Source organism: Tindallia texcoconensis (assembly GCF_055383815.1).
The window spans coordinates 2,935,874-2,960,496 of sequence record NZ_AP042431.1; the positions used below are offsets into that span (position 1 = coordinate 2,935,874).

The following is a 24,623-nucleotide window of genomic DNA, read 5'->3' on the forward strand; positions in this document are numbered from 1 at the left end:
AAAATAGAGGAGATATTTTCATATATGAATTTGGAAAAATTACTTAAACAAGTTGAAAAACCAGCTCAATACTTAGGGAATGAATACAATAGCATCCATAAAAACATTTGCGAAAACACGATTCGATTTGGCTGGTGTTTTCCAGATTTGTATGAGATCGGCATGAGCCATCTGGGGAGCTTGATCATGTATCATTTACTTAACGAAGAGTCGGATATTTTTTGTGAACGTTTTTATATGCCTGCTGAAGACATGACAAAACTATTACTACAAGACAATCTACCACTCTTTAGTTTAGAAACAAAAACGCCGATGCATCGGTTTGACATGATAGGATTTACATTGCAGTACGAACTTAGTTATACCAACATCCTTCATATGCTTCGAATGTCAGATATAGCCTTTCGATCTAAAGATAGAAATGAGACCGATCCACTAATTATCTTTGGTGGTCCATGTGCCTACAATCCAGAACCAATTGCAGACATTGCAGATATTATTGTAATTGGTGAGGCGGAAGAAGTGATCCTTGAAATAATGGAAATATACCGTCGTTGTAAAATGAACAAACAGGAATTTCTATCTTCTGTTGCACAATGTGAAGGAGTATATGTACCTGTTCTTTATCGTGCAGCTTCAGAAAACGATGGTTTTTTTGATATCATAGAGCCAATTCACAAAAAAACACCATCACAAATTAGGAAAAGATACATAAAAGATCTTGAAAAGTCATATTACCCAGAAAAACCTCTAATGCCTCATATGAAAACCGTTCATGATCGAGCAACAATTGAGCTCTTCAGAGGCTGCATACGTGGTTGTCGTTTTTGTCAGGCAGGAATGGTATATAGACCTGTTAGGGAGAAAAGCAAAGAAAAACTTTTAAACGATGCGAAGGCAGTTATTCATAATACTGGATATGATGAACTATCTCTGACTTCCTTAAGTACGAGTGACTATACCAATTTATTGGATCTTTCCATGGAGTTGATGAAAGACTTAGAAGAGAAAAAAGTTGGGTTATCTCTTCCCTCTTTGAGGCTGGATAACATGACTCTTGATCTTTTGAAGCAAGTTCAGCGGGTGCGAAAATCTGGTTTAACATTTGCTCCTGAAGCGGGAAGTCAACGCCTAAGGGATGTTATCAATAAAGGGATTAGCGAAGAAGATTTGATCCATTCTGTAAAAGAAGCCTATCAAGCAGGGTGGAGTCAAGTTAAGTTATACTTTATGATTGGATTGCCAACAGAAACCATGGAAGATGTGGATGCTATTTATCAACTAGTGTCCAAACTCGATCATGATGTTTTTCAAAAACGAGATCCTATGTATAAGCATCCTTTAAAAATAAGTGTGAGTGTTTCGAATTTTGTCCCAAAACCATTTACACCCTTTCAATGGTGCCCCCAGGATACCATTGAAAATCTTGCGGAAAAACACCAAGTCCTCAAAGAAAAATTTAGAAAACGACGGTCTATTCAGTTTAGTTACCATGATTCAGAAACCAGTTTTCTTGAAGGTGTTTTTGCAAGAGGAGATAGAAAGCTATCCGAGGTGCTGATAAGGGCCTATGAAAAAGGATGTCGTTTTGACGGCTGGGTGGAGAGCTTTCGATTTGATGCTTGGATGGAGTCCTTCCATGAGATGGAAGTTGACCCTACTTTGTATACAGCAATAGAAAGACCCATAGAGAAACCCCTTCCTTGGGATCATATTAACGCTTTAGTGACAAAGGATTTTTTGATACGAGAGTATCATCAGTCACTTCAAGCTATGAGTACACCCCATTGCAGAGATCAGTGTTCTGCTTGCGGCCTTCAATCTTCTAAAGGTGGTGGAATATGCCCATGATCATGCGAGTAAAATATGCAAAAGAAGGCATGATGAAATACGTTTCTCACCTAGACTTAGTTAGATTATTTGAAAGAGCATTTCGACGAGCAGAAATACCACTTGCTTTTTCTCAGGGATTTAACCCTCATCCTATGGTTTCATTTGCATCTCCTCTAAGCATTGGAGTGAGTAGTGAATCTGAATATTTTGATTTAGTACTGGGAAAAGAAATGAAAGAAGCTGAGTTTCTTGTAAGAATCAATCAAACGCTTCCACAAGGGGTACGACTTATTGCGGCTAAATACTACGGTAAAGAAAAAATACCTTCCTTGATGAAGGAGTCTGCCTTAATTGCTTATAATGTGCAAGGATATGCTTCTACTTCTCTGAGTCAGAGTCAATTAAAAAGATCTTTAGATGCCTTTCTTGATCTTGAAGAAATACCAATCGAAAAAACCATCAAAAAAAACAAATATAAAAATCGAAGAAACCATAAAACAACAAGGATCAATATACGACCTCTGATCCATACATTATTGCTTGAAACTGTAGAGGAAAATTATTTTAGTGCAAAGCTTCAAACGCATAATTTAGATAGTGGTACCGTGAAACCTATTATTGTCTTTAGAGAATTGTTTCGTTTTGCAAATATTGAAATTGACTTAGACCAATTATCTATTCATCGATTAGATGTTTTTCGAATCAATGGAAATTCTGAATATGAGTCGATTCTTTCAGAGGGGTATACCACAGTACAGCCATTACATATAGGGAAGTGTGATGGTGAATGAATTCAATTATTGCGGATGTTGGTGTATACGAAACACGAGCGGCTGTTCTAGAAGGCGATTGTTTAGTGGAATTGCATTTTGAAAGGAATAAACATAAAAGCACAGTAAACAATGTCTATTGTGGAAAGATCGTCAATATTGTGCAGGGAATGGGAACTTTATTTGTAGATATCGGAGTGGATAGACATGCGTTTTTACATGAGTCAGACCTTAAGAAACCACTAAATAAAGTAAATGAAGGAGATTCTTTGTTGGTGCAAATCACGAAAGACTCGCTGGGAACCAAAGGGGCAAAAGCGACGACCTTCATTTCTTTTCCAGGTAAGTATGTGGTATTGTTATCGGAGGAAAAACATATTGGTATTTCTAGTCGCATCACCCATGAAATGGAAAGAAAAAGGCTCCAGTGTCTAGCAGAGCAACTTACAAATAACACTCCTCATGGCATTATAATGCGTACAGAAGCAGTTCATCAATCGGATGAAGTAATCGAAAGAGATTTTCAGTATTTGAAAACCATCTCAACACAAGTAAACTCCAAAAGAACCAATGCTAGGAAAGGAGATATTCTTTTTCGTGAAGAAGATCTCCTTACAAGATTACTGCGTGATGTTATGAATCAAGATACAAATAGATTTGTACTTAACGACAAAGAGGAAACAGAACGGCTTCTTGGATTGTGTAAACATATAACGCCAGAGTATTTGCCTCGAATTCAGGAAACGGAATTTAAAGAAAATCTATTTCAAAAATATGATATCGAATCACAGTGGATGAGAGCCATGACTAGCAGAATTGTTTTAGAAAGTGGAGGGAGCCTCGTTATTAACGATACAGAGGCTCTGACTGTTATAGATGTTAATACTGGAAAGTTTACTGGAGATCGTTCTTTTCAGAATACTGTTTTTCAAATTAATATGGAAGCGGTTCATGAAATCGCCAGACAACTTCGCTTAAGAGATATAGGCGGTATCATTGTTATTGACTTTATTGATATGAAAAGTGCTGCCAACAAAGATACATTGCTTCGTGAATTAAATCATGCTTTCAGCAAAGATCGACAAAAAACAGTGGTGCTGGGGATGACAAAACTAGGTTTAGTTGAAATAACTCGTAAAAAAACAAGAGAAAAAATAGACTCACTTTTTACAGAATCCTGTAGTTGTTGCGATGGAACTGGTAAAGTGCCATCTGTCTATCAAGACCTATATAAACTTGAAAACCAATTTAGAAGATTGGAAAAGCAGAAGGATATTCAAACCCTAACCATTAGTGTTCATCCAGACTCTTGGGCAGAGTTGCAAGAGAAAGGCTTAAATCTTCAGTTCATGGCGGATATGTATGGATTAAAGGCTACAATTGTAAAGGATGAAAAGTGCTTAAAGCATAATTTTACGGTAAAAATATATCAAAAATAAGCATACGAATCAGCCTTAGAAGTGGAGATTTACATTGACAACACTTGTGTGCAGTGATATAATTCATTTTTGTAGAAGCCGCTCAAATTGGGTTGAAACCTTTATGGTGCCTAAATTTGGCGAGACTGGTTAGAGGAGGTGTCAATATGTACGCAATTATTGAAACAGGTGGTAAGCAGTATCGAGTAGAAGAAGGTTCTACATTAGTGGTAGAAAAGTTACTTGTGGAAAAAGGCGACACGGTTAAGTTGGACAAGGTTTTAGCTGTATCCAAAGATGGAGATCTTTCAATGGGGTGCCCATTGGTAGAAGGAGCTTCTGTGGATGCCACAGTAGTAGAAAATGGCAAAGCTGATAAGGTGATTGTATTTAAGTATAAGCCAAAGAAAGATTACAGACGGAAAAAAGGTCATCGTCAACCTTATACAAAACTGAAAATTCAAAGCATTAATGTATAGGATTAACGAGGGATGATTACCATTAGATTGACGAGAAACACAAAGGGAGATATTCTTAAATATAAGATCATCGGTCATGCAAATACAGATGACCATGGGAAAGACATTGTATGTGCTGCAATATCAGTACTTGCTCAGACAAGTATTTTGGGAATCCATAAAGTCTTAGAGGTGGAGCCCGAATGGACAGCAAAAGATGGAAAACTACATTGTACAGTACCGGATGGAATTGATGATAACCGTAAAAGAGAGATAAATGCGATTCTTGAGACCATGGTTCTTGGATTTGAAAACATTCAGAACCAGTATCCAGAATCCATAAGGATTGAAACGAAGGAGGTGCGCTAATGTTATTGAAAATGAACTTGCAATTATTTGCCAGTAAAAAGGGTGTTGGAAGCTCTAGGAACGGTCGTGATAGTCAATCAAAAAGATTGGGTGTTAAGCGAAGTGATGGTCAGGTTGTAACCGCTGGAAGCATTATTGTTCGTCAAAGAGGGACGAAAGTTCATCCAGGCGAAAACGTAGGACGTGGTGGTGACGATACATTGTTCGCAATGATTGATGGAATTGTTAAATTTGAGCGTAAAGATAAAAAGAGAAAGCAAGTAAGTATTTACTCTGCTGAAAATGTACCAGTACAGTAGAATAAATCAATGCATTACTTGATAAGCCGCCGTATAGGCGGCTTTTTTACAATTCAGATAAAAGTGGAATTACTTTTGAAAGGCAGGAAGTATTATGTTTATAGATCAGGCAGAAATTCAGCTTAAAGCTGGAGATGGTGGTAATGGAATTGTAGCCTTCAGACGTGAGACGTTTGTTCCAGACGGTGGTCCCTCTGGTGGAGATGGGGGGAAGGGTGGCGATATCCTTTTTGAGGCGGACGCGAATCTACGGACGTTGATGGATTTTCGATATAAGCGTAAGTATGTAGCGGAACGCGGTGAAGATGGTAAAAATAAAAATCGATTTGGTGGACATGGTAAAGATTTAGTGGTTAAAGTGCCTTGTGGTACATTGATCAAAGAGAAAAACTCAGAAAAAGTACTGGCAGACCTTACGGAAAATGGACAATGCTTTCTTGTGGCAGAAGGTGGACAAGGTGGAAAAGGGAATGCCAGATTTAAAACTTCTGTTCGTCAGGCACCTACTTTTGCTACGGCTGGTGAAAAAGGCTATGAAGTTGAGGTTGTTTTGGAGCTTAAACTCATTGCAGATGTAGGGTTAGTTGGGTTTCCAAATGTAGGAAAGTCAACTTTATTATCTGTTATTACCGATGCTCAACCTAAAATTGCGAACTATCACTTCACTACCTTAACCCCTAATTTAGGTGTGGTGCAGAATCAGTGGGGCGATAGCTTTGTGGTTGCTGATATTCCAGGAGTGATTGAAGGGGCGCATCAGGGAGTAGGTCTAGGACTAGATTTTTTGAGGCATATTGAACGAACGAAGGTTTTAGTCCATGTAGTGGATATTGCTGGCATAGAAGGCCGTAAACCAGCAGAAGATTTTCAGCAGTTAAATGATGAGTTGAAACAATATGCAGTTGATTTATCCGATAGGCCGCAAATTATTGCAGCTAATAAATCAGATTTATTAAGTGACCCATCGATTTCTGATGAGTTTATTGATACAATGAAAGAAAAAGGATTTCCTGTGGTATTAATATCTGCAGCCACTGGACAAGGAATCGATGATCTGTTGAAAGAAGCCAGTCATTTATTAAAAACCACAGAAGAAAAAGATGCAGAACAAGCAAAAGTCGACCAAATAGCAGCTGAAAAAGAATCATCTAGGAAAATTATCCGATATTCAGATCAAGAAGATACTAAAAGATTTAACGTCTATAAAAAGAATAATATTTACTATGTGGAAGGTGAGATGGTTCGTAAGTTGATTTATTCACTTAACATGGATAGTATGGATGCATTACTTCACTTTTACAGAGTGCTTCAAAAAAATGGCGTAATCAAAGCATTAAAAAAGCTTGGAATTCAAGAAGGCGATACTGTAAATATCATGGATGTAGAGTTTGATTTTATGGAAAATCCAGAAGAAAGTCAATAAAGTTGTGTATATAAAGGATGGATACCAGATGAAAGACAGGACAAGAGAAAAAATTGGAATTTTTGGTGGCACTTTTGATCCGATTCATAATGGGCATCTGTTTATTGCACAGACGGCTTTAGAAGAAGCGAAGCTTCATCGGATAGTATTTGTTCCATCTGGTCATCCGCCACATAAGAAAAATCAATATGTAACAGAATCAGGTCATCGTCTAGCTATGCTTCGACAGGCGATCCAATCGAATCCTTATTTTGAGTGCTCTACTTGTGAAGTTGAAAGCAAGGATATTGGTTATACGTATACCTTACTAAAAAAAATGAGACAACAAAAACCCAGAGATGATTTTTATTTTATAATGGGTGCTGATTCTTTTATGGACATAAAAAATTGGTATCGATACAAAGAACTATTAACGCTTGTGGAGTTGATTGTTATGAAGCGAAAAGGGTTTGATGAATCATTGCTGAATCAGCAAATTAGTAGCTTAGAACAACTAAATAACCATAGAATTACTATTCTAGATAGTCCAAAACTCGAAATATCTTCATCGGATATCCGGAATCGTATTTTATTAAGGAAATCGATTAAATACCTAGTACCTGAACCTGTAGAAATCTATATTAAAAATCAATACCTATATAAGAAGGAACAGGAGTGCCTATGAGGGATCAATCAATAAAAATAGATGTACTCAGGAAAAAAGTCAAAGAAAAAACAACGAAGAAACGTTTTAAGCATATTCAAGGAGTTGTGGAAACAGCTGTTAATCTGGCGAGAAAATATGGAGCTGATGAAACATCAGCTGAAATTGCGGCTCTATTACATGATTATGCAAAAAATGAATCGAAACAAAGCCTATACCACTTTCTTCAAGAGCATAACGTATCACTAGATCCTATCATGCAACACGCCTATCAATTACTTCATGGAACAGTGGCAGCGGTCATAGCAGAGAAAGAGTTTGGCATAACAGACAAAGATATTTTATATGCCATAGAGAGTCATACTACTGGCAGACCAGGCATGAGTAAGCTGGAACAGATCATTTATTTGGCTGATTTTATTGAACCAGGACGAGATTATGAAGGAGTTCATGCTTTGAGAAAATTGGCAGAGGAAGATTTAGAAAAAGCTGTGTTTGTAGCCTTAAATAACACAATGATCTACGTATTGCATACTAAAAAGTTGCTTCATCCCAAAACATTAGAATGTCGTAATCAAATGATGATGGATAATCCATCTTTGTATCAACTATAAATAGAAATGTTAAAAATAGGAGGGAGGCTTGTCAATGACAGACAATCAAAAAATTAGTGAATTGGTCCAGAAAATAGCCTTTTTTATGGAAGAAAAACATGGGCAGAGTATCACTGTGTTGGATTTAAAAGGTGTTTCCAGTATGTGCGACTACTTTGCAATATGTAGTGCACCGTCAGAAAGACAGGTAAAAGCAATTGCGGAAGAAATAAGAGATGGACTGGAAAAAGAGGAAATATTTCCCAGGCACGTAGAAGGATTAAGAGAATCTAGATGGATTCTATTAGACTACGGTGATGTTGTGGTGCACGTGTTTATTCTGGAAGATCGAGAGCATTATCGACTTGAAAACATCTGGAAAGATGCTGTTGTTGTAGACGTTGACACACTGTAAATACCTAAGATATAATAATATGAATTCATCAGTGGTTCGGCGCTAGTTTCGAAATCCGCAAGCTGAGCTTTCTGTGAAATATGGTTGCATAGTGAGTGATCTTTGCTGCCTTATGGAATAGAAAGCTTTTTACGTAAAATAAAGATCGCATCCTAACTTAAAAGGAGGAAGACAATTGTCAACCTATGATTTTCATACAATTGAAAAAAAATGGCAAAATCATTGGAATGAAAAGGAGCTATATCGAACATCCGAATCTGAAAGACCCAAATACTATGCCTTAGAAATGTTTCCTTATCCCTCTGGGAAAATACATATGGGACATGTTCGAAACTATTCGATAGGAGATGTTATAGCTCGCTTCAAGGCTATGAAGGGATTTGATGTTCTGCACCCCATGGGCTGGGATGCTTTTGGACTACCAGCAGAAAACGCAGCTATTCAGCACGAAATTCATCCAGATACATGGACAGATAAAAATATCGAAGAAATGAAAAATCAATTAGACAAGCTAGGCCTTAGCTACGATTGGCAACGAGAAATTTCTACCTGCTCGCCAGAGTACTATCGATGGACACAGTGGATATTCCTTCAGTTTTATCATCATGGACTAGCATATAAAAAAGAATCACGCGTTAACTGGTGTCCTTCTTGCGATACCGTACTAGCAAATGAACAGGTAGTGAATGGTCAGTGTGAACGGTGCGATAGCCACGTAAAAAAAGAAATGCTTAATCAATGGTATTTTAAAATTACAGACTATGCAGAAAAATTATTGGAAGATCTTAGTTTACTACAGGGATGGCCGGATAAAGTCAAGACCATGCAAGAAAACTGGATAGGAAAAAGTACTGGAGCCGATATTGTTTTCCCTGTTGATGGCATGGACCTTCAGCTTAATGTATTTACTACTAGACCGGATACGGTTTTTGGTGCAACCTGTATGGTTATGGCACCAGAGCATCCCTATGTTGAAGAAATGACAAAAGGAACAAAATATGAAAAGCAAGTCCGTGATTTTATTGACAAGCTCCAACATATCAGCGATATAGATAGAACCTCTACAGATACGGAAAAAGAAGGAATATTTATCGGGAAACACTGTATCAACCCTTTTAATCATGCTAAAATACCAATTTATATCGCTAACTATGTATTAGCTGATTACGGTTCTGGAGCTATTATGGTGGTTCCAGCCCATGACCAAAGAGATTTAGATTTTGTCAATAAATACAGCCTAGAGGTGGTTCCTGTCATTAAACCAGATGAGGCAGACGAACCATATCATATTGAAAAAGAAGCTTTTGATGGAAACGGAAAGATGATCAACTCTGGTCAATATAACGGTATGGATTGCCATGAAGCTTTTGATGCTATTTGTGACGATATGGAGGCTCAAGGTTTAGGAAAAAGAACCATTAGTTATCGATTGCGTGACTGGCTTTTATCTAGGCAGCGGTACTGGGGTGCGCCTATTCCCATTGTTTACTGTGATACCTGCGGTATTGTTCCTATTAAAGAAGAAGACTTACCGGTTAAATTACCTATAGATATCCAGTTTAGTGGAAAAGGGAAATCTCCATTAACTACCAGCCAAACATTTTTACAAACAGAGTGTCCAACCTGTGGAGGAAAAGCAACTAGAGAAACCGATACTATGGATACGTTTGTTGATTCTTCCTGGTACTTTCTAAGATATACAGATCCAAATAATGAAACGATGCCTTTTGATCGGGAAAAAGCAAGTCAATGGATGCCTGTGGATCAGTATATTGGTGGGGTAGAGCATGCGATACTTCATTTATTATATTCGAGATTTTTTGTGAAAGTCATGAAAGATTTAAAATTGTTGGACTTTGATGAGCCGTTTCTTAATTTGCTGACCCAAGGAATGGTTTTAAAAGATGGAGTTAAAATGTCAAAATCCAAAGGCAATGTAGTGAGTCCAGAAGAAATAATTCGTCTTTATGGTGCGGATACAGCCAGGCTCTTTGTACTCTTTGCAGCACCACCAGAAAGAGATCTGGAATGGAGCGATCAAGGAGTAGAAGGATGCTATCGATTCTTGAATCGTGTATGGAGATTGGTGCAAGAAGTGATTCAAGAGGAACGTGCAAGCTTAATCAAAGATGTGTTGGATGAAGAGGACAAAGGGATTTCTTTTAAAATTCATAGTACCATTAAAAAAGTATCCGACGACATCGATACTCGATTTAATTTCAATACTGCCATTAGTGCCGTCATGGAGCTAGTAAACGAGCTCTATAAATACAAAGCCCTTGATAAAGAAAGAATAAATGGATCGATTTTACAGCAAGGGATCGAAACAGTATTGATATTAATGGCTCCATTTGCACCACATATGACAGAAGAATTGTGGAACCAACTAGGCAATAAAGAATCCGTTCATCGTCAACCTTGGCCAGAAGCAGATTTGAAAGCCATGGTGAAGGAAGACGTGGAAATAGTCGTACAAATAAATGGAAAAGTTAAAGATAAGATACGGATCTCCACTGGACTTTCCCAAGAAGAAACAAAAGAAACGGCGATGACCAATATCAAAATAAAAGAAAGTATCCAAGGAAAAGAAATAAAGAAAGTGATTGTAGTTCCGGACAAGTTGGTGAATGTGGTGGTAAAATAGTGAATCTGGAACAAAAAGGAGCCTTCAAGATGGGAAATCAACATAAACTGCATCCAACATTAGCGAGTTTGGTGCCATTAATTCACTCCATGGGTAAAACCTTGGGAAAGAACTGCGAAATTGTTTTACATGAAATAGATCAGTCTGTAAAAACGATTGTAGCCATCAGCAATGGTCACGTCACCGGCAGGTCAATAGGGAGTCCGATGGTTAATGAAGGATTGGAAGCTGTTCAGAAAGGCGATCCATCAGACCATATTATAAATTATAAAAACAAAAGTGCCGATGGCAAAATATTAAAATCTTCAACCTTAATGCTAAGGGATGAAAACAATGAGATTATTGGATGTCTTTGTATAAATATTGATATTTCTGAATTCATGATTGCAAAAAAAGTCCTAGAGGATTTTACGAGCATCCAACAGAATGAAGTTGATTATTTTAATGACACTGGATACAATAGTGTTAATGATGTTCTCAATAATTTGGTTACGAGAACCTTGGAGGAATTTGGAAAACCAGTGGCCTATATGAATAAAGAAGAAAAAGTCTCTATTGTAAAAAAACTGGACGAGCAAGGTGCTTTCCTCATTAAAGGTGCAATAGATTATGTAGCCAAAGTATTGTGTGTTTCTAGGTATACCATTTATAATTATTTAGATGAAATAAGAGCAAATAACCCATTGTCCTAAAGAGAGGAGAAATTATTATGAGTAAAATGCATGCAACAGATAAAGCGCCAGCGGCCATTGGTCCATATTCTCAGGCTGTGGTAGCGGGAAATATGATTTATGTTTCAGGACAACTGCCTTTAGATCCTAAAACCATGGATTTTGTTTCCGATGAAATTCAAGAGCAAACAAGACAGTCTCTAATCAACCTAAAGGCTATTCTGGAATCAGCAGGATATCAGATGGAAGAGATTGTTAAAACCACTATCTATATTAAAGATATGAATGAATTTAGTCAAATGAATGATATTTATAGTGAATTTTTTCAAGAGCATAAACCTGCAAGGGCATGCGTTGAAGTGGCTAGACTCCCTAAAGATGCAAGAGTAGAAATTGAAGCCGTGGCTATGAAGGAATAAAACAAAGAGAAAGCCGGTTCTGTTCACTTTGTGAATCAGATAACCGGCTTTTTTTATTCATACCGCTCCATTTGTCTTCGTAAATACATTCTTCTTTTTCGTTTTCGATATCTAAAAACATGGATTTGCCAAAAGAAGAAACCAATCAAAACTGTGGTAATAAACAGTGCAAACATTGGAATGCGTCGATAAAAGGCCAGACGTTCGACAGATTCCATAGCAATAAGGTTGGTAGATCCTAAGACGCGTCCTTCATGATAGTAAATCACTTTGCCTAGGATCTGGTTTGATTCGATAGGAGCTTGGTAAAACTCCTGGGTTTCAATGACTTTGGTAATTTCTTCAGCAGGAACATATGAAGGAATAACGGTGTGAATTGCTTCTTCTGTGAACAGAGAAAGTGTTTCGCGACCTCCATGGTGGATAGGAACATTCGTGGTCATCATTTTTTCGTCTGTCAAGGTTACCAGCTGAAACTGATCCAATCCGTAGTCTAGTAAAGTTCTTGAATCTGTATAAATATGTTCACGCTCTGTATTTAAAATAACAGCAATTACCCTGCGGTTATTATCTGTTGCAGAACTGATTAGACAATGTTGAGCAGCATTAGTATATCCTGTTTTAATGCCATCCACACGTGGGTAGTAAATGTTTACCCATGCATTTTGGTACAGAATTTGATGACTGGGGCCTCTTCCCCAAAGAAAACGATTACTGTTATTGTAGATTCGTTGTTCTGGTGTTTGCAATGTCTCTGGGATTATTAATGATGGACTAGAAACAATTTCCCTAAAAACCGGATTTTGCATAGCGTACTGTGAGATAAGAGCCAAATCATAGGCTGTTGTTATATGCTCTTCATCTGGGAGACCGTGTGGATTGGTGAAATGTGTGTTGGTAGCACCTATCTCTATGGCTTTTTGATTCATGAGATCAACAAATTCATCGACGCTTCCAGACACATGACGTGCCAAGACTTCAGCTACATCATTGCCTGAACGAATTAACAGAGCTTGTAATAAGGTTTCTACAGTAAAAGATTCACCAGGGAGTATGAACATGCTAGCACCACTCACACCTGGTTCATAGTCAATGTGCACCACCTCTTCCAGATCTGCATTTTCTAGGACAACAACAGCAGTCAATACTTTAGTAGTACTGGCAGGATACGTTGGATCATGGGCTTGTTTTTCATAAAGCACTTCTCCTGTAACTTCATCCATCAGAACAGCCCTTGGAGAGAAAATTACTGGTGGTTCTGCAACTGGCTCCGTTGCATATATATGGAGTGACGGGGTGATGGCCACGCTACAAATCATGAAAAAAAGTAAAGTTCGTATAACTCTAAGAGGTTGATTATATAAATTTAATAAGTTCAAATGGTATCGACTCCGTTCAAATATGGGTTAGGATTAGGATTCTATAGAATCATCATGAATAATATGGTTTGATGTGGAAAATACGTACTCATTTATAGTACAATAAATAGAGGGTTTTGTTAAGGTTTATTTACTGAAAATAAATGAATCAACTTTTGAACGGAGGGATGGGGTGGAATTAAGCAAACGCCATAAAATAATCTTACTTACCGTTGTTATAATTATTTTTGCCAGTATCTCCATACGTGAAGCCATGCAGCTAAGAAGTAAAACTTATATTTTAGCATCGAATGCTGGAAATGAGATTGAAAAGGAGATGCCTTCTGAAGAACCATTAAAACAGACTTCTGATGAAACGCATATGATTATGGTTCATGTAGAAGGAGAAGTAGAAAAACCTGGGGTCTATCAGTTAGAAGAAGGCAATCGAGTCGTTGATGCCATTGAGATGGCAGGGGGACTTGGCATGAATGCAGATCCTAAGCGAATTAATATGGCATTAAAGCTTCATGATGAAATGTTTTTATATATTCCTCAGCAAGGAAATGATCATGAAGGTGACCATGAGCTTATTTTTTCTAAAACATTGGAAGATCCAACCCTCTTGCAACCTTCTACCCTTCAAGATGGATTAATCAATATAAATACAGCGGATACCAGGGCGTTAGAAACCTTGCCAGGGATTGGACCAGTACTAGCACAGCGAATTATTGATCATCGACAACAAGTTGGAAATTTCAACCAGAAGGAAGATTTAATGAATGTTACTGGTATTGGAGATTCCAGGTATCGGGATGTCAGTGATCGAATTACGGTTCGCTAATAAATGAAATGAGGTGAAGGAAATGGAAGAAAAACGATTAACACAAATGACACAAAGCGCTGGATGAGCGGCTAAAATAGGACCGGAGGTCCTTTCCAAAGTATTGAAAAATTTACCATTTCAATATAATCCAGATGTGTTGGTAGGATTGGAAACAGGTGACGATGGTGCAGTCTATAGGCTACGAGAAGATTTAGCCATCATTCAAACCTTGGATTTCTTTACACCTATTGTGGATGATCCTTATCAATTTGGTCAAGTGGCAGCGGCTAACTCGCTTAGCGATGTATATGCTATGGGTGGAAAACCAATCTTGGCATTGAATATACTGTGCTTTCCCAACTGTCTGTCAACAGATGTAATGGAAGCAATTCTTAAAGGTGGTGCCGATAAGGTAATAGAAGCAGGTGCTGTATTGGTAGGGGGGCATTCGGTGGAAGACAATGAGCCTAAATATGGCCTGTCTGTAACGGGTACGGTACATCCTAATCGCATTATGACCAATAAAGGGTCAAAACCAGGGGATCGTCTAATTCTTACGAAACCATTAGGGTCAGGTATTCTTAATACAGCTATAAAGGCTGACATGATTTCTAAAGAAGCACAAAAGGAAGTTCTTCGAATCATGACATTACTCAACGATACAGGAATTCAAGCTACAGAAAATATAAACGTTCATGCCTGTACAGATATTACGGGATTTGGGTTGATTGGACATGCTCTTGAAATGGCTGAAGGAAGTGAAATGAGCCTTGTGCTAAATGAGAAAAATATTCCCATTATTTCTGAGACTAGGGAGAAAGCAGAAATGGGTCTGATTCCTGGTGGTATGTATCGGAACAAAGCATACTTTTCGCCTAAAGTTCAGGCGGGGATATCCACCAGTGAAGTACTGCTTGATATTATGTATGATCCACAAACTTCTGGTGGCTTATTGCTATCTATTCCGAAAGAAGAAGTAAATGAGGTGTTAAACTACCTTGAAAAACACCATCCTTGTGCTTACGCAGATATTGGTGAAGTGATAGAAAAACGAGAGAAAGCTATTTATATTGATGGATAAAACAGCAAAGAATAGCAGAAATAATACGACAGGATGAGGTGAATGAAGTGGCAGATCAGCAGCTTTTAAGAAAAATCCCCAAAATGGATGATCTGATCCAGCATGAGAAGATGGATTCATTGCTTCAAAAAGTAGGCAGAACCACTTTGTTGGATGTGATCCGGCAAACCATTGACGAAATAAGACAAAGTATTTTAACAAAGGAAATGGGTTTTATTAGTGAAAAAGAGTTGGAGATAGAAGCCCTTGTAAGCACGGTTCGGGACAAAATAGCCCAAATTCAAGAAATTCAAATTCGAAAAGTAATAAATGGGACAGGAGTGATCCTGCACACAAATCTGGGTAGAGCACCCTTGGGGGAATATACGAAGGACGTCCTCCAAGAAATAGCTGGTGGATACAGCAATTTGGAACTGGACCTGAACACAGGGAAAAGAGGGAGTCGCTATCAGCACATGAAAGACCTCTTATTAAGGTTGACTGGAGCAGAGGATGCAATTGTAGTTAATAATAATGCTGGTGCTGTGCTATTAGTGCTATCTGCAATTGCTAAAGGGAAGGAAGTCATTATTTCTAGAGGTGAATTGGTGGAGATTGGTGGTTCGTTTCGAGTACCCGAAGTAATGGAGCAAAGTGGTTCTAAATTGGTGGAAGTAGGGGCCACCAATAAGTGTTATGTAAGGGATTACGAAAAAGCTGTAACTGAAAACACGGCTGCTTTAATGAAAGTACACCGTAGCAATTTTAAATTACTTGGCTTTACTCATGATACGAGCTTAGAAGAGCTAATGCAACTTTCAAGAGATAAAAAAATCCCTGTGATCAATGATTTAGGAAGTGGTTTGTTTTTAGATTTACAGGCCTATGGATATCCCTACGAACCAACGGTACAGGAAGTGGTTGCTTCGGGATGCGATATCACGACCTTCAGCGGCGATAAACTGTTGGGAGGGACACAAGCTGGTATTATTGTTGGGAAAGCGGAATGGATTAGAAAAATTGCTGCTCATCCTTTAACCCGTGCTCTTAGAGTCGATAAACTAACGCTATGCGCTTTAGAAGCAACGTTAAAACAGTACCTACATCCCAAGGAAGCACTAAAGCAAATTCCGACGGTCCGCATGATGACCATTGCACCAGAGGAACTTGAGGAAAAAGCCCAACATTTCCAAAATATGTTGCCAAAAGAAATACAAGGACTTCGAGTTTCTATTGAAAAAACCTATTCACAAGTTGGTGGTGGTTCATATCCTGGACATGAGATAGAAAGTAGATCTGTTTCATTTCGAGGAAACTCGGAAAAAACAACAAAGTTGGAACGGTATCTTAGAACTGGTAAACCTGGGGTTATGGGAAGACTCTCTGAAGGAGCCTACTTTTTAGATGTACGAACACTATTCCAATCCGATTTCTCCATGATAGCCCAAAGACTCAATGAATGGATGAAAAGGAGTGACCAAGGTTGAAGCATTTAATCATAGGAACAGCTGGACATATAGACCATGGAAAAACAACATTAATACAAGCGTTGACAGGTCGTAATACGGACAGGTTAAAAGAAGAGATGAAGAGAGGGATTTCCATCGAACTGGGATTTACTCATTTTGATCTACCTGGTGGAATTCGAGCTGGTATCGTTGACGTACCAGGCCATGAGCGCTTTATCCGTCATATGCTAGCAGGTGCTGGAGGGATAGATCTGGTGATGCTCGTTATCGCAGCAGATGAAGGGGTGATGGCGCAAACAAAAGAACATTTGGATATTCTACAGATGCTTTCGATCAAAAAAGGAATTGTTGTTATTACAAAATCAGATCTAGTAGATCCTGAATGGTTAGAGTTAGTTAAAGAAGATGTATCAAATGCTTTACAAGATACTTTTCTGGAAGAAGCACCTATTCTAGCTGTAGACTCAGTATCTAGAAGAGGGATAACCGAGTTGATAGAAAAACTAGCAAGCTATTACCAAGAAATTGAAGCAAGAGATGAAAAAGCACCCTTTCGAATGCCTATTGATCGGGTATTTACCATTACAGGATTTGGAACTGTTGTCACAGGAACCCTTGCCGAAGGAAATGTTAGACCTGAGGATAGAGTACAACTTTATCCTGGTGATCAAGAAGTGCGTATTAGAAATATTCAGGTTCATGGAGAAACCGTATCACAAGCTTTTGCTGGACAGCGTGTAGCCATTAATCTTTCAGGTGTTAAAAGAGACCTTATTAACCGAGGCGATTACTTAGCGAAGCCTAAGTCTATGAATCCAACGATGATGGTTGATGGCAGATTGACACTACTCAAGAATATCCCTAGAAAAGTTAAACAGAGGGATCGTGTTCGAATTTACCACGGGGCATCAGAAATTCTTGCTAGGTTGGTTATTTTAGAGCAAGATACCATTGAAGCCGGAGAAAGTGCTTTGGTACAATTTCGATTGGAAGAAAGTACCGTATTTAAAAAAGGCGATCATATTGTTGTTCGCTTTTACTCACCTATGGAAACATTAGGTGGTGCAACGATTATTGAACCAGTTCCAGATAAACATAGAGCCATGCGTCAAGATATTATTGACATGCTGACAGCCAAAGAAACTGGTGGACCAGAAGCTGATTTAGAGCAGGCCTTGAAAAAAAACAGTCAAGAATTTCCAGATCTTGCGGATCTTTCTCGAAGTTTTGGTTACTCAGAAGGAGAAATCCAGAAAATCATCCATGGCCTAATAGAACAAAATCTGGTATATCCCATAGATGAGCGTTATTTTATTCATCAAGATTATTACGACGCATTATTGGATGATATTACTACCCATCTGCTGAAATACCATAAAAATAATCCCTTACGACAGGGAATGCCAAAGGAAGAATTAAAAAGCCGTGTTTTTACAAAAACACAAAATCGTGTAGCGGATCAAGTTTTGGAGAATATGCAAAATGAAAAAATACTTAGATTGAGTACTAGTATTGTATCTTTGGCTGATTTTACGATAAAACCAACTCCAGAACAAAAAGAGGTTGCAACACAGGTGGAAACACTGTTTTTAAGTTCACCATTCACACCACCAAAGCTAGATGAAGCTAAATTAAAGATTAAAGGAAAAGAAAAAACCATTCAACAAGTTCTAGAAGCAATGATGGGCGATAACCTGCTTCGACTTCAACAGGATCTGATTTTACATCGCAAGGCCTATGAAGAAGCAAAAGAAAAAATTAGGCAGCATTTTACGACTCATGATACCTTAAGCGTAGCTGAATTTCGTGATCTGCTAGGGACCAGCAGGAAATATGCAGTGGCTATTTTAGAACATTTAGATCAGGAAAAATTCACTCGAAGACAAGGGGACAATCGTATTTTAATTGAAAAATAATCAGATAAACAGAAACAGTTCTTGCTGTTTTAAAGGTCTTTGTGCTATAATGGAGTTCGTCAATAAATCTTGATGTTCAAGGGAGTAGATGGGTGCTGGTGTGCCCTCTGGTCTTCAAAACCAGTTCGAGGGGTTAGGAGCCTCTTGGGTGGGTTCGATTCCCACGTACTCCCGCCACTGTCATTAATTGAGGGCTTCGGCTCTCAATTTATTTTTATGAGTAAAGCATTGTATCTATCATAAAGAACACCGCTTTGCATCGTGGACTTTGAAGCCACTCACCTAGTTTGATTTGTTTTAGAAATAAAGCTCTATAAAAGATTGGGCGGAGGTTGACATATGAGTCAAGAAGTGAAACATTGTCAGCAACAGCTAAAAGAAAAAGGCTACAAATTTACAAATCAACGTAAAACGATTATCGAAATTCTTTTATCCTCTGAAAAGCACTTGATAACAGCTGGACAAATCTATAAAGCAACTCAAGAAAAGAGTCTAACTTTGAATTACTCTACGGTATACAGAAATCTAGAAATCTTGATGGAGTGTGGATTAGTTAAAAAGGTTACCCTTCAAGATGGAATAGCAAGCTATGAATATAACTGTCATCAGCATCATCATCATTTGATTTGCCTGAAGTGTAACGATGCTGAAATCATTCATTTTTGTCCGTATGAAGATATCAATAGATATATACAGGAACATACTACTTTTTCTCCGGTAGAACATCGTTTTGAAATTTATGGATATTGTGGAAAATGCCGGAAAACATAAAAAGGGACTGATAGAAATGAGAATCATGGGGATTGATCCAGGTCTTGCGACTACAGGATATGGATTTGTAGACTATCAGCACAACCAATTTCGAGTCATTCAATATGGTGTGATTAGGACGCATAGCAAAACCCCTATGCCAGATCGTTTAAATAAAATCAATGAATGCATGAAACAATTGATTATTCGATACAAACCAGATACCGTAGCAGTGGAAGAACTTTTTTTTAATTCCAACGCTAAATCAGCATTATTAGTAGGGCAGGCAAGAGGAGTAGTTATTTTAACCGCATCCTTGGAAAACCTGCCCATTTTTGAATACACACCGCTGCAGGTAAAGCAGGGGGTTGCTGGCTATGGAAGAGCGGAAAAACAGCAGGTGCAAATAATGGTAAAAACTCTTTTAAACCTTAAGGAAATTCCGAAGCCTGATGACGCAGCAGACGCCCTAGCTATTGCCATGTGTCACGCCCATACGGGAAACTTTCAAAATTTATTTAAAGTATAATCATGTTTATGCAAATCCGATGAAGGAGTGAGTCTGATTTGATTGAATATATAAAAGGAACCGTGGATTGTGTGACGCATGACCAAGCGATTATCGAAGCCAATGGGATTGGTTATGGAGTATATTCATCTACCAAAAGCTTGGCACAAATTCAAGCTGGCTCTTCCGTTATACTTTATACGCATTACAGTGTGCGAGAAGATGGAGTTAGTCTGTATGGTTTTTTTTCACGAACGGAGTTGACTATGTTTAAAAAATTAATTTCTGTCACGAAAATTGGTCCGAAAGCAGCTATTGCTATCTTGTCAACTTTTTCCGTAGAGGTACTGTGTCAGCAAATTGCTACTCAGAATATTTCTATGCTTTCTAAAGCTCCTGGGGTTGGAAAGAAGACGGCAGAACGTATGGTTTTAGAATTGAAAGACAAGATAAAAGATATGAATGTAGAAAATGTTCCCATTCCTGCTCAGGGAACTTTGTTGGAGGATGAAATAATAGAAGCATTGACGACTCTTGGTTATCAACAACAAGAAGCATTACAGGCTGTCAGAGCCACCGCGTCCGAAACAACTACTACAGAAGCAGGGCTAAAGGCTGCTTTAGCCTGGCTGCTTCCATAAAGCGGAGGGAAATACGTGAGCATAGAAGAACGGATTATTACAAATGAAATGAAGGAAGAAGATGCCGCTATTGAAACCGGTTTAAGACCTAAGACCCTAGACGATTATATCGGTCAGGAAAAAACCAAGGAAAAATTCCGTATTTTTATTGAAGCAGCACGAAATCGTAATGAATCCCTAGATCATGTGTTATTATATGGACCACCAGGTCTTGGAAAAACAACACTTTCCAGTATTATCGCCAACGAAATGAACGTCAACATTCGCATTACCAGTGGTCCTGCCATTGAAAGACCAGGAGATTTAGCGGCCATTTTGACAAACTTAACAGAACATGATGTACTTTTCATCGATGAAATTCATCGCTTAAATCGTGCAGTAGAAGAAATACTGTATCCAGCCATGGAAGACTATGTGTTAGACATCATTATAGGGAAAGGGCCAAGTGCCCGTTCTGTAAGATTAGAGTTAAGTCAGTTCACACTCATTGGAGCCACTACACGTGCTGGATTGCTAACTTCTCCTCTACGAGATCGTTTTGGAGTGATTAGCAGGCTGGAACTTTATAATACGGAACAACTTACAAAAATTGTGAAACGATCTGCTGGAATTTTACAAGTTCCCATTGAAGAATCTGCAGCAATAGAAATAGCATCTAGATCTCGGGGAACACCACGAATTGCTAATAGATTGCTGAAAAGAATCCGGGATTATGCCCAAGTAAGAGCCGATGGCATTATTGATGCTAAATCTGTTAATGAGGCATTACACTTATTTGAAATTGATGCACTGGGCTTGGATAGTGTAGATAAGAAAATGATATTAGCCATGATTCAAAACTTTAATGGAGGTCCGGTAGGAGTAGATACATTAGCTGCAGCTACAGGAGAAGAGAAAAATACGATTGAAGACGTGTACGAACCCTATTTAATGCAAATCGGATTCATCAGTCGTACTCCCAGGGGAAGAATGGTGATGAGAAAAGCGTATGACCATTTTCATCAACCCTATTCGGAGCAAAGCGAGGGATCCTAATGGAAGAAATGGCAAAAACCATGATGATTATAGGTCTTGTAATAGCAGCTGTTAGCCTGATGATACTGATAGTTGGAAAAACTGGTTTGGGACAACTGCCAGGTGACTTTGTATGGCGCCGAGGAAATGCTACCTTCTATTTCCCCATGGCTACTAGTATTCTAGTTAGTTTGTTGCTGACTTTTCTGATTAACTTTTTTATGAGACGATAAAAGAATATAATGAATGAGAGTGATCGATATGAAAACCAGTGATTTTTTTTATGAACTACCTGAAGAACTAATTGCCCAACATCCTCTTAAAAAAAGAGACCAATCAAGATTAATGGCCTTGAATAAATCAAATCAAACCATTGAGGATTTAAGCTTTTCGGATATTTTGACTAAATTAAACCCTGGCGACGCCTTGGTGATTAACACCTCTCGGGTTATTCCAGCACGTTTGATAGGAAAGAAACGATACACTAATGGAAAAGCAGAATTTTTGTTACTGAAGGAAGAAGGGGAAAACCTCTGGGAAGTGATGGCTAAACCGGCCAAAAGAATTCGAAAAGATTCGCAGGTTATTTTTGGAGATCAGCAATTAAAGGCAACGGTCATAGAAGAACGGGAAGAAGGATTACGTCTTGTGAAATTTGAATGTCAAGGGTCCTTGCAAGAAACCATTCAGCAACTTGGTGAAATGCCATTGCCACCATATATAAACGAAAAATTGTTAGATCAGGAACGTTATCAGACTGTGTATAGTGATATCCCTGGATCAGCAGCAGCACCTACAGCAGGCCTTCATTTTACGGAAGACTTAATGGATAAAGTTAGGGAAAAAGGCGTTTCAATTATTCCGATTACCCTCCATGTAGGACTAGGGACATTTAGACCCGTTCAAGCAGACCATCTAGAGGATCATAAAATGCATGAAGAATTCTTTGAAATTTCTCTGGAAAGTGCGAATCAAATGAATCAGATTAAACAAGCTGGTGGACGTATTGTTGCCGTAGGTACCACAAGCTGTCGAGCGATTGAATCTGCAACGGATAAAAGCGGCTTTATCAAATCCACCAAAAAATGGACGGATATCTTTATTACTCCTGGGTATCAGTTTAAATTTTTGGATGTTTTAATAACTAATTTTCACTTACCGGAGTCTACATTGCTAATGCTTGTCAGTGCTTTAGCTGGGAAGAACTTTATGTTAGCAGCTTATGAAGAGGCAGTGGCCAAAAAATACAGATTCTTTAGTTTTGGAGATGCCATGTGGATAGAATAGCGAAAGAGAAGGAGCAAGCCAATGGAAAATAATATATTTACCCCATTAGAAACTTCTAGCCAGTCTTTAGCCCGTAATGGATTACTACAGACAAGTCATGGCATCATTGAAACACCTATTTTTATGCCAGTTGGTACACAGGCAACCGTTAAAACCATGACACCAGAAGAATTAAAAACATGTGATGCGCAAATCATCTTAAGCAACACGTACCATTTATACATGAGACCAGGATCAGACCTGGTAGAAAAAGCAGGTGGTCTTCATCGATTTATGAACTGGGATAAACCAATCTTGACAGACAGTGGTGGATTTCAGGTATTTAGCTTAGGACATCTGAATAAGATTACGGAAGAAGGAGTTACTTTTCAGTCTCATATCGATGGTTCCAGACACTTTATATCCCCTGAAAAAGCCGTAGAGATTCAGAATCAGCTAGGCGCTGATATAATCATGGCTTTTGATGAATGTATCCCTTATCCGTCGGAGTATGAATATGTTCTACAATCTGTAGATCGAACGACCCGATGGGCTCAACGATGTAAAGAAGCCCATGAAAATATAGAACAGCAGCATCTTTTTGGAATTATTCAAGGTGGCATGTATCCAGATCTTCGGGCACGAAGTGCCCATGCGCTTTTGGAGTTGGATTTTCCTGGCTATGGGATTGGTGGCTTGAGTGTAGGAGAACCAAAAGAATCCATGTATGAGGTACTAGATCATCTAATGCCTATGATGCCCAAAGATAAACCTCGTTATCTGATGGGGGTAGGCAGTCCGGATTCCTTGATTCATGGAGTATTAAGAGGTGTTGATATGTTTGACTGCGTGCTTCCAACGCGCATTGCCAGAAATGGAACAGCCATGACAAGCCAAGGGAATGTCGTCATGAAAAATGCTAAACACTTCGAATCTTGGGAACCCTTGGATAGTCATTGTGAATGTTATTGTTGTCAGAATTATAGCAGAGCGTATCTTCGCCATTTATTTAAAGCAAACGAAATATTAGGCCTTCGATTATTAAGCATTCATAATATTACGTTTCTACTTCGACTCATGAAAGAAATGAGGCAAGCCATACGAGAAGATTCTTTACTAGACTATTGTAAAGCCTTTTATCGATCCTATTACAAAGAAGAACTTATCATCAATTTAGACGGATAAATTGACAAGCAAGGCTGAATATAGTTTAATAGGTTAAGAGAGCATATCATTTGGAAGGAGGTACATCATGCAGTTTTCAGGATTAATTATTCCTTTGGGTTTCCTGGCCATCTTTTACTTTCTCATTATCAAGCCCCAGAAAACAAAAGAGAAAAAAATCAAAACCATGAGAGAGAATTTGAAGATCGGCGATGAAATAGTAACCATTGGAGGCATTTTTGGACGTGTAGTAAAAGTGAGAGAAGACATCCTGACCATTGAAGTAGGAGCAGACAAAACAAAGTTAACCATGGCTAAATGGTCAGTTGGAAATCTTGTTAATGAGAATGACGACGAAGATACGGAGAAAACCGAAGCTTAAGCAGAAAAAGAAAAGATCTAAAGGCAGCGGAAACAAAACCGCTGCTTTGTTGTTTTTTTGCAACCGCATGTGATATAATGCTTAAGAACTTAATAATGAATAGGAGGAGCAAGAGAATGAATAAAAAACAAATCAAAACATTAAATGAGAATAAATTGCCGGAAAAAGGCGAACACACTGGGTGTGGGGAATGCCAAACTTCTTGTCAGTCTGCTTGTAAAACTTCTTGTACCGTTGGCAATCAGATTTGCGAAAAATAAGAAAGCTCATGATTGCATAGGCAGGAGTGCAAACTCCCTGCTTTTTCTTTTGTT

At 38.4% G+C, this 24,623-nt stretch carries 27 protein-coding genes and 1 tRNA gene; 27 read left to right on the top strand and 1 reads right to left on the bottom strand.

Annotated features, from left to right (window positions below; translation table 11 throughout):
* Positions 1-24 precede the first annotated feature (24 nt).
* From ACZ47N_RS13330 to ACZ47N_RS13390, 13 genes are all read left to right on the top strand, one after another.
* Positions 25-1,851 carry a TIGR03960 family B12-binding radical SAM protein gene (locus ACZ47N_RS13330; RefSeq protein ID WP_464887021.1) on the top strand — a complete coding sequence of 609 codons (1,827 nt, stop codon included), beginning with the start codon at positions 25-27 and terminating at the stop codon, positions 1,849-1,851.
* Positions 1,842-2,624, top strand: coding sequence for a TIGR03936 family radical SAM-associated protein (locus ACZ47N_RS13335; protein WP_464887022.1), 783 nt, complete (start codon positions 1,842-1,844; stop codon positions 2,622-2,624). The genes ACZ47N_RS13330 and ACZ47N_RS13335 overlap by 10 nt, the downstream gene beginning before the upstream one ends.
* Positions 2,621-4,042, top strand: coding sequence for an Rne/Rng family ribonuclease (locus ACZ47N_RS13340; protein WP_464887023.1), 1,422 nt, complete (start codon positions 2,621-2,623; stop codon positions 4,040-4,042). Before ACZ47N_RS13335 ends, ACZ47N_RS13340 begins: the two co-directional genes overlap by 4 nt.
* 146 nt (positions 4,043-4,188) lie before the next feature.
* The gene (rplU, locus tag ACZ47N_RS13345) at positions 4,189-4,500 is read left to right on the top strand and encodes a 50S ribosomal protein L21 (protein ID WP_464887024.1); all 312 of its coding nucleotides are present in this window, start codon (positions 4,189-4,191) and stop codon (positions 4,498-4,500) included.
* A 12-nt stretch (positions 4,501-4,512) separates the two neighbouring features.
* Entirely contained in the window at positions 4,513-4,848 is a 336-nt protein-coding gene (locus ACZ47N_RS13350; protein WP_464887025.1) for a ribosomal-processing cysteine protease Prp, read from the top strand.
* On the top strand, positions 4,848-5,147 hold the full coding sequence (rpmA, locus tag ACZ47N_RS13355) for a 50S ribosomal protein L27 (RefSeq protein ID WP_464887026.1): 300 nt from the start codon (positions 4,848-4,850) through the stop codon (positions 5,145-5,147). The genes ACZ47N_RS13350 and rpmA overlap by 1 nt, the downstream gene beginning before the upstream one ends.
* 94 nt (positions 5,148-5,241) lie before the next feature.
* Positions 5,242-6,570: a GTPase ObgE gene (gene obgE / locus ACZ47N_RS13360; protein ID WP_464887027.1), complete on the top strand. Its 1,329-nt coding sequence runs from the start codon at positions 5,242-5,244 to the stop codon at positions 6,568-6,570.
* A 28-nt stretch (positions 6,571-6,598) separates the two neighbouring features.
* The gene (gene nadD, locus ACZ47N_RS13365; RefSeq protein ID WP_464887028.1) at positions 6,599-7,234 is read left to right on the top strand and encodes a nicotinate-nucleotide adenylyltransferase; all 636 of its coding nucleotides are present in this window, start codon (positions 6,599-6,601) and stop codon (positions 7,232-7,234) included.
* Positions 7,231-7,827, top strand: a complete 597-nt coding sequence (yqeK, locus tag ACZ47N_RS13370) for a bis(5'-nucleosyl)-tetraphosphatase (symmetrical) YqeK (RefSeq protein WP_464887029.1) — start codon at positions 7,231-7,233, stop codon at positions 7,825-7,827. Before nadD ends, yqeK begins: the two co-directional genes overlap by 4 nt.
* A gap of 34 nt (positions 7,828-7,861) precedes the next feature.
* Positions 7,862-8,221, top strand: a complete 360-nt coding sequence (gene rsfS, locus ACZ47N_RS13375) for a ribosome silencing factor (RefSeq protein ID WP_464887030.1) — start codon at positions 7,862-7,864, stop codon at positions 8,219-8,221.
* Between the two features lie 175 nt (positions 8,222-8,396).
* A complete protein-coding gene (gene leuS / locus ACZ47N_RS13380) occupies positions 8,397-10,865 on the top strand; it encodes a leucine--tRNA ligase (protein WP_464887031.1) in 2,469 nt (822 codons plus the stop codon).
* Positions 10,866-10,894: 29 nt separating this feature from the next.
* Entirely contained in the window at positions 10,895-11,557 is a 663-nt protein-coding gene (locus tag ACZ47N_RS13385) for a helix-turn-helix transcriptional regulator (RefSeq protein WP_464887032.1), read from the top strand.
* 17 nt (positions 11,558-11,574) lie between these two features.
* Positions 11,575-11,955, top strand: coding sequence for a RidA family protein (locus ACZ47N_RS13390; RefSeq protein WP_464887033.1), 381 nt, complete (start codon positions 11,575-11,577; stop codon positions 11,953-11,955).
* A gap of 53 nt (positions 11,956-12,008) precedes the next feature.
* On the opposite strand, the gene ACZ47N_RS13395 is transcribed toward ACZ47N_RS13390, so the two are convergent.
* On the bottom strand, positions 12,009-13,178 hold the full coding sequence (locus ACZ47N_RS13395) for a D-alanyl-D-alanine carboxypeptidase family protein (RefSeq protein ID WP_464887034.1): 1,170 nt from the start codon (positions 13,176-13,178) through the stop codon (positions 12,009-12,011).
* A gap of 328 nt (positions 13,179-13,506) precedes the next feature.
* Between ACZ47N_RS13395 and ACZ47N_RS13400 the strand changes: the two genes are divergently transcribed.
* The 14 genes from ACZ47N_RS13400 to scfA all read left to right on the top strand — a co-directional run bounded on the left by ACZ47N_RS13400 (position 13,507) and on the right by scfA (position 24,569).
* Positions 13,507-14,157, top strand: a complete 651-nt coding sequence (locus tag ACZ47N_RS13400) for a helix-hairpin-helix domain-containing protein (protein ID WP_464887035.1) — start codon at positions 13,507-13,509, stop codon at positions 14,155-14,157.
* Between the two features lie 22 nt (positions 14,158-14,179).
* The gene (gene selD, locus ACZ47N_RS13405; RefSeq protein WP_464887036.1) at positions 14,180-15,220 is read left to right on the top strand and encodes a selenide, water dikinase SelD; all 1,041 of its coding nucleotides are present in this window, start codon (positions 14,180-14,182) and stop codon (positions 15,218-15,220) included.
* Positions 15,221-15,258: 38 nt separating this feature from the next.
* The gene (gene selA, locus ACZ47N_RS13410; RefSeq protein ID WP_464887037.1) at positions 15,259-16,686 is read left to right on the top strand and encodes an L-seryl-tRNA(Sec) selenium transferase; all 1,428 of its coding nucleotides are present in this window, start codon (positions 15,259-15,261) and stop codon (positions 16,684-16,686) included.
* Positions 16,683-18,584, top strand: a complete 1,902-nt coding sequence (selB, locus tag ACZ47N_RS13415) for a selenocysteine-specific translation elongation factor (RefSeq protein WP_464887038.1) — start codon at positions 16,683-16,685, stop codon at positions 18,582-18,584. The genes selA and selB overlap by 4 nt, the downstream gene beginning before the upstream one ends.
* Positions 18,585-18,664: 80 nt before the next feature.
* Positions 18,665-18,761: transfer RNA gene (locus ACZ47N_RS13420), tRNA-Sec, on the top strand.
* 162 nt (positions 18,762-18,923) lie between these two features.
* A complete protein-coding gene (locus tag ACZ47N_RS13425) occupies positions 18,924-19,355 on the top strand; it encodes a Fur family transcriptional regulator (protein WP_464887039.1) in 432 nt (143 codons plus the stop codon).
* A gap of 16 nt (positions 19,356-19,371) precedes the next feature.
* Positions 19,372-19,863: a crossover junction endodeoxyribonuclease RuvC gene (gene ruvC, locus ACZ47N_RS13430; protein WP_464888446.1), complete on the top strand. Its 492-nt coding sequence runs from the start codon at positions 19,372-19,374 to the stop codon at positions 19,861-19,863.
* A 38-nt stretch (positions 19,864-19,901) separates the two neighbouring features.
* Positions 19,902-20,483, top strand: coding sequence for a Holliday junction branch migration protein RuvA (gene ruvA, locus ACZ47N_RS13435; protein ID WP_464887040.1), 582 nt, complete (start codon positions 19,902-19,904; stop codon positions 20,481-20,483).
* 48 nt (positions 20,484-20,531) lie between these two features.
* Positions 20,532-21,518, top strand: coding sequence for a Holliday junction branch migration DNA helicase RuvB (gene ruvB, locus ACZ47N_RS13440; protein WP_464888447.1), 987 nt, complete (start codon positions 20,532-20,534; stop codon positions 21,516-21,518).
* Complete coding sequence (locus ACZ47N_RS13445; RefSeq protein ID WP_464887041.1) at positions 21,518-21,730, top strand: DUF2905 domain-containing protein; 213 nt, start codon at positions 21,518-21,520, stop codon at positions 21,728-21,730. The genes ruvB and ACZ47N_RS13445 overlap by 1 nt, the downstream gene beginning before the upstream one ends.
* A 28-nt stretch (positions 21,731-21,758) precedes the next feature.
* Positions 21,759-22,784, top strand: a complete 1,026-nt coding sequence (gene queA / locus ACZ47N_RS13450) for a tRNA preQ1(34) S-adenosylmethionine ribosyltransferase-isomerase QueA (RefSeq protein WP_464887042.1) — start codon at positions 21,759-21,761, stop codon at positions 22,782-22,784.
* A 21-nt stretch (positions 22,785-22,805) separates the two neighbouring features.
* Entirely contained in the window at positions 22,806-23,948 is a 1,143-nt protein-coding gene (gene tgt, locus ACZ47N_RS13455) for a tRNA guanosine(34) transglycosylase Tgt (protein ID WP_464887043.1), read from the top strand.
* A gap of 67 nt (positions 23,949-24,015) precedes the next feature.
* The gene (gene yajC, locus ACZ47N_RS13460) at positions 24,016-24,309 is read left to right on the top strand and encodes a preprotein translocase subunit YajC (RefSeq protein WP_464887044.1); all 294 of its coding nucleotides are present in this window, start codon (positions 24,016-24,018) and stop codon (positions 24,307-24,309) included.
* Between the two features lie 116 nt (positions 24,310-24,425).
* Positions 24,426-24,569, top strand: a complete 144-nt coding sequence (gene scfA, locus ACZ47N_RS13465) for a six-cysteine ranthipeptide SCIFF (protein WP_464887045.1) — start codon at positions 24,426-24,428, stop codon at positions 24,567-24,569.
* The last annotated feature ends 54 nt before the right edge of the window (positions 24,570-24,623 follow it).

What these genes read in the sequence shown, in the direction of transcription:
- tgt (WP_464887043.1), top strand. Translation starts at nt 22,806, where the DNA reads ATGGAAAATAATATATTTACCCCATTAGAAACTTCTAGCCAGTCTTTA.
- yqeK (WP_464887029.1), top strand. Translation starts at nt 7,231, where the DNA reads ATGAGGGATCAATCAATAAAAATAGATGTACTCAGGAAAAAAGTCAAA.
- yajC (WP_464887044.1), top strand. Translation starts at nt 24,016, where the DNA reads ATGCAGTTTTCAGGATTAATTATTCCTTTGGGTTTCCTGGCCATCTTT.
- scfA (WP_464887045.1), top strand. Translation starts at nt 24,426, where the DNA reads ATGAATAAAAAACAAATCAAAACATTAAATGAGAATAAATTGCCGGAA.
- rsfS (WP_464887030.1), top strand. Translation starts at nt 7,862, where the DNA reads ATGACAGACAATCAAAAAATTAGTGAATTGGTCCAGAAAATAGCCTTT.
- rplU (WP_464887024.1), top strand. Translation starts at nt 4,189, where the DNA reads ATGTACGCAATTATTGAAACAGGTGGTAAGCAGTATCGAGTAGAAGAA.
- ruvC (WP_464888446.1), top strand. Translation starts at nt 19,372, where the DNA reads ATGAGAATCATGGGGATTGATCCAGGTCTTGCGACTACAGGATATGGA.
- ACZ47N_RS13390 (WP_464887033.1), top strand. Translation starts at nt 11,575, where the DNA reads ATGAGTAAAATGCATGCAACAGATAAAGCGCCAGCGGCCATTGGTCCA.
- ACZ47N_RS13335 (WP_464887022.1), top strand. Translation starts at nt 1,842, where the DNA reads ATGCCCATGATCATGCGAGTAAAATATGCAAAAGAAGGCATGATGAAA.
- ruvB (WP_464888447.1), top strand. Translation starts at nt 20,532, where the DNA reads ATGAAGGAAGAAGATGCCGCTATTGAAACCGGTTTAAGACCTAAGACC.
- ACZ47N_RS13330 (WP_464887021.1), top strand. Translation starts at nt 25, where the DNA reads ATGAATTTGGAAAAATTACTTAAACAAGTTGAAAAACCAGCTCAATAC.
- ACZ47N_RS13445 (WP_464887041.1), top strand. Translation starts at nt 21,518, where the DNA reads ATGGAAGAAATGGCAAAAACCATGATGATTATAGGTCTTGTAATAGCA.
- ACZ47N_RS13340 (WP_464887023.1), top strand. Translation starts at nt 2,621, where the DNA reads ATGAATTCAATTATTGCGGATGTTGGTGTATACGAAACACGAGCGGCT.
- obgE (WP_464887027.1), top strand. Translation starts at nt 5,242, where the DNA reads ATGTTTATAGATCAGGCAGAAATTCAGCTTAAAGCTGGAGATGGTGGT.
- ACZ47N_RS13425 (WP_464887039.1), top strand. Translation starts at nt 18,924, where the DNA reads ATGAGTCAAGAAGTGAAACATTGTCAGCAACAGCTAAAAGAAAAAGGC.
- rpmA (WP_464887026.1), top strand. Translation starts at nt 4,848, where the DNA reads ATGTTATTGAAAATGAACTTGCAATTATTTGCCAGTAAAAAGGGTGTT.
- nadD (WP_464887028.1), top strand. Translation starts at nt 6,599, where the DNA reads ATGAAAGACAGGACAAGAGAAAAAATTGGAATTTTTGGTGGCACTTTT.
- ACZ47N_RS13385 (WP_464887032.1), top strand. Translation starts at nt 10,895, where the DNA reads ATGGGAAATCAACATAAACTGCATCCAACATTAGCGAGTTTGGTGCCA.
- ACZ47N_RS13395 (WP_464887034.1), bottom strand. Translation starts at nt 13,178, where the DNA reads ATGGATGAAGTTACAGGAGAAGTGCTTTATGAAAAACAAGCCCATGAT.
- queA (WP_464887042.1), top strand. Translation starts at nt 21,759, where the DNA reads ATGAAAACCAGTGATTTTTTTTATGAACTACCTGAAGAACTAATTGCC.
- ACZ47N_RS13350 (WP_464887025.1), top strand. Translation starts at nt 4,513, where the DNA reads ATGATTACCATTAGATTGACGAGAAACACAAAGGGAGATATTCTTAAA.